Source organism: Hwangdonia seohaensis (assembly GCF_031932625.1).
GTDB lineage: Bacteria > Bacteroidota > Bacteroidia > Flavobacteriales > Flavobacteriaceae > Hwangdonia > Hwangdonia seohaensis.
The window spans coordinates 57,328-69,410 of the sequence record NZ_JAVSCK010000005.1; the positions used below are offsets into that span (position 1 = coordinate 57,328).

9 protein-coding genes are annotated in these 12,083 nt (G+C 37.5%); all 9 read left to right on the forward strand.

The genetic code is table 11. The annotated features are described in order from the left end of the window. Window positions 1-18: 18 nt before the first annotated feature. On the forward strand, window positions 19-597 hold the full coding sequence (locus RNZ47_RS14900; RefSeq protein ID WP_311942090.1) for an MliC family protein: 579 nt from the start codon (window positions 19-21) through the stop codon (window positions 595-597). Between the two features lie 160 nt (window positions 598-757). Then, window positions 758-1,615, forward strand: a complete 858-nt coding sequence (locus RNZ47_RS14905; RefSeq protein ID WP_311942093.1) for a fumarylacetoacetate hydrolase family protein — start codon at window positions 758-760, stop codon at window positions 1,613-1,615. Window positions 1,616-1,634: 19 nt separating this feature from the next. Continuing rightward, window positions 1,635-2,456 (forward strand): glycoside hydrolase family 16 protein, encoded by an 822-nt coding sequence (locus RNZ47_RS14910; RefSeq protein WP_311942096.1) that lies wholly within the window; start codon window positions 1,635-1,637, stop codon window positions 2,454-2,456. Between the two features lie 105 nt (window positions 2,457-2,561). Further along, on the forward strand, window positions 2,562-5,492 hold the full coding sequence (locus RNZ47_RS14915; RefSeq protein WP_311942098.1) for a hypothetical protein: 2,931 nt from the start codon (window positions 2,562-2,564) through the stop codon (window positions 5,490-5,492). Between the two features lie 25 nt (window positions 5,493-5,517). Further along, on the forward strand, window positions 5,518-6,975 hold the full coding sequence (locus RNZ47_RS14920) for a sulfatase family protein (protein WP_311942100.1): 1,458 nt from the start codon (window positions 5,518-5,520) through the stop codon (window positions 6,973-6,975). After that, window positions 6,975-7,799 carry an amidohydrolase family protein gene (locus tag RNZ47_RS14925; protein ID WP_311942101.1) on the forward strand — a complete coding sequence of 275 codons (825 nt, stop codon included), beginning with the start codon at window positions 6,975-6,977 and terminating at the stop codon, window positions 7,797-7,799. The genes RNZ47_RS14920 and RNZ47_RS14925 overlap by 1 nt, the downstream gene beginning before the upstream one ends. Before the next feature lie 25 nt (window positions 7,800-7,824). Beyond that, window positions 7,825-10,188, forward strand: a complete 2,364-nt coding sequence (locus RNZ47_RS14930) for a glycoside hydrolase family 95 protein (protein WP_311942104.1) — start codon at window positions 7,825-7,827, stop codon at window positions 10,186-10,188. Window positions 10,189-10,192: 4 nt separating this feature from the next. Then, window positions 10,193-11,107 carry an alkaline phosphatase family protein gene (locus RNZ47_RS14935; RefSeq protein WP_311942107.1) on the forward strand — a complete coding sequence of 305 codons (915 nt, stop codon included), beginning with the start codon at window positions 10,193-10,195 and terminating at the stop codon, window positions 11,105-11,107. A gap of 193 nt (window positions 11,108-11,300) precedes the next feature. Next, a complete protein-coding gene (locus tag RNZ47_RS14940) occupies window positions 11,301-12,080 on the forward strand; it encodes an SDR family oxidoreductase (protein WP_311942110.1) in 780 nt (259 codons plus the stop codon). The last annotated feature ends 3 nt before the right edge of the window (window positions 12,081-12,083 follow it).

The following is a 12,083-nucleotide window of genomic DNA, read 5'->3' on the forward strand; positions in this document are numbered from 1 at the left end:
ATTAAAATCAAACTAAAAATGATAAAAAAAATTTTGACAACCACACTATTCGCAGCATTCATTTTAATGTCTTGCAAAGAAAAACCCAAACAAGAAAATACAGATTCGACAATAACAGAAACCGTTGAACATATTAATGACGATATTGTAGTAACGACGTCGACCAACAAAGACGGTGAAAAATTGGAATTGGAGTTTAATAACACCAAAGGAACGGCAACTGTTAATATAAACGGAGAAGCCATTGAATTGCTTGCAGAAAAAGCAGCATCTGGCATTTGGTATAAAAACGATCGCTACGAATTAAGGGGAAAGGGCAACGATATTGAACTCAAAAAAGATGGGAAAGTAATTTATAAATATGCCGATGATATAGTGGATTTAGAGGTAAAAAACGAAAAAGGCGATGTGCTGAACATGACCTTCAACAACTCAAAGGGTACCGTTGAAGCTTATTTAAATGGCGGTGAGCAAATAGAATTGCTTGCTGAAAAAGCAGCGTCTGGAATTTGGTTTAAAAACGATAACTACGAATTAAGGGGAAAAAGCAACAAGTACAACTTAACTAAAGACGGAAAAACAATTTTTAAAAATTAAAACAATCAGCAATTAAATCTTAAAAAACATTGACGGTTTGGGTGAAAACTCAAGCCGTTTTTGCTTTAAATTAAGTATATTGCTACTTGAAAAGCAGTCGCTTTATTTTTGCGCTAAACTCTTAGAATATTTACCTTAAAATAATCATAAAGACAACAAAATGAAATTAATACGATTTGGAACAGAAGGACATGAAAAACCAGGTGTGCAATTAGCAGATGGTACCAGAATAGACGTATCTGGTTTTGGACAAGATTACAACGAAGATTTTTTTGGAGGCGATGGCTTAAAACGTTTGGGAAATTGGTTAAAAACAAACCAAGCAAGTTGCCCTAAAGTAAGTAACGCTGAGCGTTTGGGAGTGCCATTAACTCGACCGTCAAAATTAGTTTGCGTTGGTTTAAATTATGCAAAACACGCCGCCGAAGCTGGAATGAAAGTCCCAAAAGAACCGGTCTTGTTTTTTAAATCCACTACCGCACTTTGTGGGCCAAATGATGATGTTATCATTCCTAAAAATTCCGAAAAAACCGATTGGGAAGTCGAGCTAGCCATTGTTATTGGCAAAAAGGCGTCGTATATTGAGGAGGCCGATGCGTTTGACCATATTGCTGGCTATGTATTGCATAACGATGTCTCGGAAAGGGCTTTTCAAATTGAAAAAGAAGGCCAATGGTGTAAAGGAAAAGGCTGCGATACTTTTGCTCCGCTCGGGCCCTTTATAGCCACAAAAGATGAAATTCCAAATCCTAATAATTTAAACTTATGGTTGATTGTAAATGGCGAACGTTTGCAGGACTCCTCAACCTCAGATTTTATTTTTAATGTACAAGAAGTCGTGTCGTACATCAGTCAATACATGACCTTGCTGCCCGGAGATATAATTTCAACCGGCACACCTTTTGGCGTTGGCTTAGGCTTTGATCCGCCAAGATATTTAAAACCGGGTGATGTTATGGAATTGGGTATTGACGGTTTGGGAACTTCAAGACAAGTGGCAAAAGCGTATCAAGGTTAATTTATTTGAAATAAAAAACATGTCAAAATACACGTTCATCTTTTGCGCCATTATCTTTGTGAGCTGCAAAAGTGCTTCATTTAAAATTGCCGATGGTTATAAGTATATCCAAAAAGATGCGATTGATGCGAAAGACTGGAAATTGGTTTGGAAAGATGATTTTGAGGCACCAACCTTAGACACTACAAAATGGACTAAAATTCCGAAAAACAACGCCGATTGGGGAAACTACATGACCAGCGATCCCCGATGTTTCGATTTTTCCGAAGGGAAAATATACTTAAAAGGCATTGTTAACACCGATACCGTTTCCGATCCGCGACCGTATTTAACCGGTGGCATTTACACCAAAGGCAAGTTTGCCTTTCAGTATGGAAAAATTGAAATCCACGCTAAACTTGAAAGTGCTCAAGGCGCGTGGCCAGCAATTTGGATGTTGGCCGAAGAAAATAAATACGGTAAATATCCCAGAAATGGCGAGATCGATATTATGGAGCATCTTAATTTTGAAGATATAATTTATCAAACCACGCACTCGTATTACACTTTAGAGTTGAAGCAGAGCAGTAATCCGCCTCATTCAAAAACCACAGAATTCGACAAAGAAGCGTTTAATACTTTTGGTTTGGAATGGTTTCCCGATAAATTGGTTTTTACGTTAAACGGCAAAAAAACATTTACCTACCCAAGAATAACAGGCGTCGATAAATCGCAATGGCCGTACGATCAGCCGTTTTATTTGTTAATCGATCAGCAATTGGAAGGGTCATGGGTAGGTAAAGCAAATCCCGATGATTTACCGGTACAAATGATTATAGATTGGGTAAAAGTGTATCAATAGAATATTGCAGATGACGTATGGGAGTTTGCTAACAAAAATAATTGTTGATTATTGAGCAATTATGTTGCACATAGGTGTTTTTTCTCCAGTTTTTAAAATGAAAATATGAATATTAAAAATTCAATCAAGATAAACTGTAAAAACCTTGGTATTATTGTGTTTGTTTCCATAGTATGCCTCTCAAACTTAGGTGCTCAAAACATGAGTGATTTACAAGTCTATGATGAATCTGTTTTTTCAAATGAAGATTGGCTAATCAACAATCAAAATTTCATTGCCAATATATGGAAATCTGAAGATGAAAAATCTATCGTGATGTCTAACGGAATTATTTCGAGAACCTTCAGAATCACTCCAAATGCAGGCACAACTAGCTTGAAAGTTTTAAGTAAACAAGAAGAGCATATTAGAGCAGTTAAACCTGAAGCCATTTTGTCAATAAATGGATTTACGGTAAACGTTGGCGGCCTAACGGGGCAGCCTAATTTAGCTTTTCTGTACCCAGATTGGTTAAGCGATTTAAAGGCAGACCCACTGTCGTTTAAATACACAGGTTTTAAAATGGGAACACCTGAAAAACGATTTGATTGGAAGCAAGTACGCCATACAGCGCCAAATGTTTCATGGCCGCCCAAAGGTGTTAAACTGGAAATGAATTATCAGCTAACTGATGTGCTACCGGAAGACTTAATTGCATTGGCCCAAGAAAGCAATATAGGGCGTAAAGCGATTTATCATGACGATTTTTCAACCATGGAAAGTGATTGGAGTATTCGTACGAGCAAAAATCACGAAAGAAGTTCGTTTTTCAATGAAGGAAAACCAGGTGAAATCTATACACCAAATAATACGGCTGTTTTCGCAGAATATAAACTTCCAAAAGGAACGGGATTGGTAGAAACATCCATAGATGCCGGAACCGATGTGAGTGGTTTTTGGGGGCCTGGAATTGCATTGGTTTGGAACGATAAAACCATCAAGTTTAACATGCGTCCGGGAAATGAATCTGGCTCGAAGAATACCGACGCTTGGAGATTTACGGTTTTTGATGGAAAGAAGGAAAACACAAGAGCAGGAGGTAAAGATAATGTAGATTTTGATGGCACATGGTTTTTGCGTTTACGAATAGAAGGCACAAAAGTTTATTGTGAGGCTAAGCCCAAAGCGGGAAAATGGAAAACCTATCAGATTATAGATTTTGAAAAAGAAGTTCCCGAACCTTTAGCGGTCAGGATAGGGAAATTGGGCAAAAACGCTTCAGGTGAAGATCATGATGTTCCGGGAGAATTGGTTCGTTTAACCATAAATGAGTTTTCAGCTTATGGAAAAATTGATGAAAATGAAGTTCAAAAAATAAAGTCTAAATTAAGTGATTTGCAAAACCTTGTGGTTTCTGTTAACTACGAGTTGTACGATGGTATTCCCGCATTGTCAAAATGGATTTCAATAAAAAATAACTCAAATCAACCCGTTAAAGTAGATCAAATTATCTCAGAATATTTAGGGATAGCAGACCACAATCCTTATGGTGGTTACCGTGGTCGTGAAGATTTAAAAGTGAAACCCAATATTCATTTTGAAACAGATTATGCATTTTCGGCCATGGCAGCAAACGTGGCAAACCATCAAACCGTTCATTGGGGAACAGATCAGGATTACGTTACCCAAATATCATGGATTCAGGATGTGCCTAATACCATGCGAATTTATCCAGATAATGGCTACCATGTAAATGTGGCTGCGGGAGAATCGTTCGAGTCTATTCGGTCTTTTATGATTCCATACGATTCGTATGACAAAGAGCGCAATGGATTGGCACAGCGAAAAATGTATCGCACAGTTGCGCCGTGGATTACAGAGAATCCTATGATGTTTCACATCACCCGTTCAAAATGGGAAGATTATACCAATGGAATTGATCAAGCTGCCGAAGTAGGTTACGAAATGGTAAACTTTTCATTTGGTAGCGGATTTAAACCCGAAGATGAAAGTGAAGAGAACTACACAAAAATGAAGAAGTATGCCGATTATGCCCACGGGAAAGGTATTAAAATTGGGACTTATTCGTTATTGGCATCTCGTAGTATTAGCGCAATGGATGATGTTGTGAATCCAAAAACAGGCAAACCGGGTGGTTTTGCAACCTTTGGAAATTCTCCTTGTTTAGAAAGTGAATGGGGGCAAGATTATTTCCGTAAAATGTATCGCATGTTTTCAGAAACCGGTTTTATGACTTTTACCCACGATGGTAATTATCCCGGAGATGTTTGTGCTTCTACCGAGCATCCCGGACATGACAATTTGGGTGATTCGCAGTACAAACAGTGGAAACGATTAACAGATTTTTACAAATGGTGTAAATCTCAAGGAATCTATTTACGCGTGCCAGACTACTATTATTTATCAGGATCTAATCAAAATGGGGTTGGTTATCGAGAAAATAATTGGTCGTTACCGCGTAGACATCAATTAATTCATACACGCCAGAATATTTTTGATGGAACTTGGGAAAGCACTCCGTCCATGCGTTGGAGCTTTATTCCTTTAGCGCAATATCATGGTGGAGGTGCGGCCGCTACCATAGAACCTTTAAATGAGCACTTAGATCATTATGAAATGATGTTGGTTAGTAACATTGGTATGGGAATCCAATCGGCATTGCGAGGCCCTCGTTTATATGATACGGAAACCACTAAAGCCATGGTGAAACGTGTGGTTGGGTGGTACAAAAAATATAGGGATATACTAGAAAGTGATATTATTCATCTGCGTCGTGCTGACGGAAGAGATATAGATTATATGATGCACGTAAACCCAAATTTGAAAGAAAAGGGGTTTTTAATGGTGTTCAATCCAACCGATCATGTGATTCGTAAAAAAATTAAGGTTCCGCTGTATTACACTGGATTATCAAATGAAGCAGTAGTGAGGGAACAGGAAGGAACACAAAAATCTTTCGAATTAGACAGGGAATACGAAATTGAAATAGAGGTTGAAGTAAAACCTAATTGGTACAATTGGTATGTTATTGAATAAATGGGATCATATAAAATCTAAAAAGATGATTAGGCAAGTGGCGCTTTTAAAAATATTGGTTTTACTGGTTTTCTTTGGCTGCAAGGAGAAGCAAGAACGGATAGGGCTTAGTTCAACTAAAAAACCCAACATCGTTTTCTTGTTTTCAGACGACCAGAGTTTTAAAGCCGTTCGCGCATTGGGAAACCAAGAAATTATAACACCCGCTATGGATGGGTTGGTAACTTCCGGCACCACATTTACGCATGCCTATAATATGGGAGGTTGGAATGGCGCAATTTGTGTGGCTTCCAGAGCTATGATTATTAGTGGGCGTTCTGTTTGGAGAGCGCAACAGGTTTCAGATAATTATTCTAAAAATCAAGATTTAGATAAAACTTGGCCCAGATTAATGCAAACGCAAGGTTATGAAACTTATATGACAGGAAAATGGCATGTTAACGCCAAACCAGATTCTATTTTTAACCATGTTGGGCATGTGCTTAGAGGTATGCCATTTGATACTCCCGAAGGTTACAACCGCCCGCAAAGTACAACCGATACTTTATGGAAACCCTGGAAAGAAGAGTTTGGAGGCTATTGGAAAGACGGAAAACACTGGAGCGAATTAGTAAAAGACGATGCCGTAGCTTTTATAGATGAAGCCGCTAAAAAAGAGCATCCGTTTTTTATGTACATTGCTTTTAATGCACCACACGACCCACGGCAATCACCAAAAAAGTACGTAGATATGTATCCGTTAGTTGGTATTTCTACGCCGCAAAGTTATATGCCTACATACCCTCATAAAGAAACTATAGGAGCTGGAAAAGACTTAAGAGACGAAAAACTGGCGCCGTTTCCAAGAACCGAATACGCCGTAAAAGTAAACAGACAAGAGTATTATGCCATCACCACACATTTAGACGACCAAATAAAAGATATTATGGAAACTCTTAAAAAGAAAGGACTAAAAGAAAACACATATATATTTTTTACTTCCGATCACGGTCTAGCTGTTGGGGAGCATGGTCTTATGGGAAAACAGAGTATGTACGACCATAGCATAAGGGTGCCTTTAATGGTAGTCGGCCCCAATATTCCTAAAGGAAAAAAGATAGATACCGATATTTATTTGCAGGATGTTATGGCAACGGCCTTAGATATTGCAGGAATTAAAAAACCAGAATATATTGAGTTTAATAGTTTTTTAGATTTGGCTAAAGGCGAGCAAACCCAAGGTAAATATAATGGTATTTATGGGGTTTACGAAAAAGGTTCACAGCGCATGATTAGAAAAAATAACTACAAATTAATTTTATATCCTAAATCACAACAAGTGTTGCTGTATAATCTTGAAAACGACCCTCTGGAATTAGAGAATATCGCATCAAAACCAGAGAATACAACTAAAATAAAATCGCTTTTTAAAGATTTAATTCAAATGCAAAAAGAAAAAGGAGATGAACTGGATTTAGAATCAATTTATAAAAATGTAATTTAATGAAAATAGACGCACATCAACACTTTTGGAAATTCGACCCTGTTCGGGATGCTTGGATTGACGATTCGATGCAAATCATTCGCAGAGATTTTCTGCCACAGGATTTAAAACCTATTTTAAACGAAAACAACATTGATGGTTGTATTGCGGTTCAAGCCGATCAAAGCGAAACCGAAACAGATTTTTTGTTAGATTGTGCTACTCAAAATACATTCGTTAAAGGCGTTGTGGGTTGGTTGGATTTAAGAACCGAAAATGTGGAGGAACGATTGGCGCATTATTCAAAAAACACGTTGTTTAAAGGTGTGCGCCATATTGTTCAAGCCGAAGCAAATGATTTTATGTTGGGTAAAGATTTTCAAAATGGCATTGGCAAATTGGCGCCATTCAATTTAACTTATGATATTTTAATATTTCCGCCCCAAATAGAAGATGCTATAGCTTTAGTGAATAAGTTTCCCAATCAAAAATTTGTTGTAGACCACATAGCGAAGCCTTATATTAAATCAGGTGAAATCGAGGAATGGAAAACTAAAATGACCGAATTGGCAAAAGCACAAAATGTGTTTTGTAAAGTTTCAGGAATGGTTACCGAAGCCGATTTAAAACACTGGAAAATTTCAGATTTCAACCCTTATTTAGATGTGGTGTTTAATGCCTTTGGGATAGATAGGATTTTGTATGGTTCCGATTGGCCGGTGTGCTTACTTGCTGCACAATATCAAGAACAATTGCATATCGTTCAAAATTATGTAAAAGACTTTTCTAAAGAAGAGCAATCCAAAGTATTTGGATTAAATGCTGTTAAATTCTATAATTTATAATGAAATAATTCTACCTAAAAAACACATGAGCTTTTTAAAACATTTCAAATTCGCGTTAATTTTATTATTAGTAGTAGCCTGTCAAAAAAAAGAGCAGAACCATAAAGATATGTTGTGGTACGAACAACCCGCAACCAAATGGATGGAAGCTTTACCTGTTGGAAATGGCCGTTTAGGCGCCATGGTTTTTGGTAATACAAACCAAGAGCGCATCCAACTCAATGAAGATTCCATGTGGCCCGGGGCTGCCGATTGGGAAGATTTTAAGGGAAACCCCAAAGATTTAGAGGAAATAAGGCGATTAATAAAAAATGGAAATATTCAAGAAGCCGATAAGTTAATCGTTGAAAAATTCTCTTTGAAATCCATTGTGCGCTCCCATCAAACCATGGGCGATTTGTTTATCGACTTTCATCAAAAAAAAGAGGTTGAAAATTATAGACGCGCTTTAAATTTAGATGATGCCCTGGCAACGGTAAGTTATACTTCTGAAGGCGATACTTATTCGCAAAAAGTATTTGCTTCTGCCGTTGATGATGCGCTGGTGATTGAACTCAGCACAACCGCAAGTGAGGGATTGAATTTAAACCTAAAGCTTAATAGACCAAAAGATAACGGGCATGAAACAGTAGCAATCTCAAACCCATCGAACCGTGAAATTAGTATGCTTGGAATGGTTACCCAATTTGCTGGGATGAAAAACTCTAAACCTTTTCCCATCGATTATGGCGTGCAATTTGAAACCAGACTTAAAGTTAAAAACGATTCGGGTTCTATTGCAGTTGAGAATGGTGAGCTGGTTTTAAAAAACGTTAATAAGGCAATACTTTATTTGGTTTGCAACACCTCATTTTATCACGAAAATTATAAAGAGAAAACCCTTGAAAATTTGGCATCAATAGAAAACAAATCGTTTGATGTATTGTTTAAAAGACATCAAAAAGACTATCAAAAACTATACAATCGTGTGGCATTTAATTTAGGCGGAACAGCATTGGATTCCATACCAACCGATAAACGATTAAAACGAATTAAAGCAGGGGAAGACGATCCGGATTTGGCCGCTAAACTATTTAAATTCGGCCGGTATTTGTTAATTGCGTCATCAAGGGAAAACACCAATCCTGCCAACTTGCAAGGCATTTGGAACGAGCATATTAAAGCACCTTGGAACGCCGATTATCATTTAAATATCAATCTGCAAATGAATTATTGGCCTGCTGAGGTTACTAATTTAAGTGAGCTGCATCAGCCCTTTTTTAATTTTTTAGATAAAGTTGTTGAACGCGGTAAAGTAACCGCCAAAAAGCAATATGGGATTCAACGTGGCGCTGTGGTGCATCATACAACCGATTTGTGGGCACCGGCTTTTATGCGGGCAGAACAGCCTTATTGGGGGTCTTGGATACATGGTGGCGGTTGGTCGTCACAACATTATTGGGAGCATTATTTGTACACACAGGATGCAGATTTTTTAGAGCAAAGAGCCTATCCTGTTTTAAAATCGATTTCGGAGTTTTATTTGGATTGGTTGGTGAAAGACCCAAAAACGAATTATTGGGTTTCAAGCCCAGAAACATCACCTGAAAACTCTTATTTTTTCGATAAAGAAAATTCGGGTGCCGTATCGTTTGGAAGCGCTATGGGGCATCAAATTATAGCCGAATCTTTTGATAATGTTTTAGAAGCTTCTAAAATATTAAATATTGAAAATGCTTTTGTTGAAGAAGTTCGATTAAAACGGGCAAGGTTATTTCCTGGCATTGTGATAGGCGACCATGGTAGAATTTTAGAATGGAACGAACCCTATGATGAACCCGAAAAAGGGCATAGGCACATGTCGCATTTATATGCTTTGCATCCGGGAAACAAAATTGTGGAGAGCAACGCTAAAGCCTTTGAAGCCGCCCAAAAAACAATAGATTACCGTTTGCAACATGGTGGTGCTGGCACGGGCTGGAGTCGAGCTTGGATGATTAACTTAAACGCAAGATTGCTGGATGCAAAATCCGCACAGGAAAATATTAAAAAATTCATGCAAATATCTGTCGCCGATAATTTATTTGATGAGCATCCGCCGTTTCAAATTGATGGAAACTTCGGGTTTACGGCGGGTGTTGCGGAACTGTTGATGCAATCGCACGAACCTTTTTTAAGAATTCTTCCCGCATTACCGGAAAATTGGAAAACAGGAAAAATTTCAGGTTTAAAAGCTCGAGGTAATATTGAAGTTGATATCGAGTGGAAAGACGGAAAACTTGTAAAAGTTGGATTGTTATCAAAAGAAAACCAAATAAAAAACATTACATATAATGGTGTTTCGGTCGACATTGAATTACCAAAAAGTGAAAAAATTTGGTTAAATGAAAAATTATCTACTTTAAAATAAAACCATGAAATCAATCTTAAAAATTCAAGCAACATTAATAGGGCTCATATTTATATTAGCATCTTGTCAATCTAAACCACAAGAAGAAAAACCCAAACCTCTTGTAAAACATGTCATATTAATTGGTTCGGATGGTTTTGGTGCTTATGCCTTTAAAAAAGCTAAGGTGCCTAACCTAAGAAAACTCATGGAAGCAGGGTCGTACTCATTAAACGCGAGAGCAGTGTTGCCATCGTCTAGTGCGGTAAATTGGGCATCTATGATTATGGGTTCGGGCCCAGAATTACACGGTTATACCGAATGGGGCAGTAAAACACCGGAATTGCCATCAAGAATTATAGGCAAAGGACAAATTTATCCCACCATTTTTAGTTTAATTGATGAGCAAATGCCCGAGGCTAAAAAAGGCGTGTCCTATACCTGGGGAGGCATTGGCTATCTTTTTGAAAAAAGTATGGTGGATTTGGATTTTAATGGAAAATCTGATGAAGAAACCAAAGACAGCGCTTTAGAGTTTATTGTAAACGAAAAACCGGCATTGACTTTTATTCATTTTACACACCCTGATAATGAAGGCCATGAGATTGGTCATGATACCCCAGAATATTACGAAGCCGTAGAAAAAATAGATGATTTAATTGGCGAGATTGTTAAGACTTTAGATGAACATAATCTATTAAACGACACCGCCATTATATTCACTTCGGACCATGGAGGTATTGGTATGGGGCATGGTGGGAAAACGCTTTTAGAGGTCGAAATCCCTTGGATTGTTTACGGTAAAGGTTTATCGGCAAAAGGCAAGCTTAATTCCAGTATTGTTACCTACGATACAGCTGCAACTATTGCTCATCTTTTAGGTTTTAAAGCCCCTGATTTTTGGAGAGGACAACCCATAATGGAAGTTTTTAATGAGTGAAATAATATGTAAAGTAAATCATAATAAATCAATAAAATTAGTGTTTATTTTGCCGGTTATTTTGATGATTAGGCAATAAAAGTATCAAATTAGGTTGTTTAAAGATTGGCTTTTTGGTCAATCAAAAATTAGATTTGTTACCTTGCGGAAACATAATTGTTAAAAACCGGATTACATCAATATAAATTCTAAAATGGATTTAAACTTAAAAAACAAAGTTGTTATTGTTACGGGCGGCTCAAAAGGCATTGGTTTGGGAATTACGGAAGCCTTAATTGCCGAAGGTGCTATTCCTGTAATAATTAGTAGAAATAAATCAAGTGTTGAGGCGGTTATAAAAAAAATTCATGCAGAGGGAAAGGAAGCCCATTATGCCATAGCAGAATTGAGCGATCCCGAACAATGTAAAAATGCTGTTGATGTTGCTGTGAAGAAATACGGACGTATTGATGCTGTTGTAAATAATGCCGGCGTAAACGATGGTGTAAGTCTTGAAAACGGTAGTTATGAAGATTTTATGAAATCGTTAAAATGTAATTTGGTACATTATTATCTTATTGCACACCATGCTTTACCAGAGTTGAAAAAAAGCAAGGGAAGTATAGTGAATATAGGCTCTAAAACCTCGTTTACCGGACAAGGCGGAACATCGGGTTATGCCGCAGCCAATGGTGGACGTAATGCTTTAACCCGAGAATGGGCAGTAGAGTTGTTGCCGTACAGCATTAGGGTTAACGCCATTATTGTAGCCGAATGTTACACACCTTTATATGATAAATGGATTAAAACATTTGATAATCCAGAGGAAAAATTAGAGAGTATTACCAAACATATTCCTTTGGAAAATAGAATGACAACAGCCGAAGAAATAGCAAATACAACGGTTTTTTTACTTTCGGATAAATCGAGTCATACCACCGGACAATTAATTTTTGTTGATGGCGGATATACACATTTAGATAGGGCATTATAAGTT

Coding starts and splice junctions, on each gene's coding strand:
- RNZ47_RS14900 (WP_311942090.1), top strand. CDS start 19: ATGATAAAAAAAATTTTGACAACCACACTATTCGCAGCATTCATTTTA.
- RNZ47_RS14935 (WP_311942107.1), top strand. CDS start 10,193: ATGAAATCAATCTTAAAAATTCAAGCAACATTAATAGGGCTCATATTT.
- RNZ47_RS14930 (WP_311942104.1), top strand. CDS start 7,825: ATGAGCTTTTTAAAACATTTCAAATTCGCGTTAATTTTATTATTAGTA.
- RNZ47_RS14905 (WP_311942093.1), top strand. CDS start 758: ATGAAATTAATACGATTTGGAACAGAAGGACATGAAAAACCAGGTGTG.
- RNZ47_RS14915 (WP_311942098.1), top strand. CDS start 2,562: ATGAATATTAAAAATTCAATCAAGATAAACTGTAAAAACCTTGGTATT.
- RNZ47_RS14920 (WP_311942100.1), top strand. CDS start 5,518: ATGATTAGGCAAGTGGCGCTTTTAAAAATATTGGTTTTACTGGTTTTC.
- RNZ47_RS14925 (WP_311942101.1), top strand. CDS start 6,975: ATGAAAATAGACGCACATCAACACTTTTGGAAATTCGACCCTGTTCGG.
- RNZ47_RS14910 (WP_311942096.1), top strand. CDS start 1,635: ATGTCAAAATACACGTTCATCTTTTGCGCCATTATCTTTGTGAGCTGC.
- RNZ47_RS14940 (WP_311942110.1), top strand. CDS start 11,301: ATGGATTTAAACTTAAAAAACAAAGTTGTTATTGTTACGGGCGGCTCA.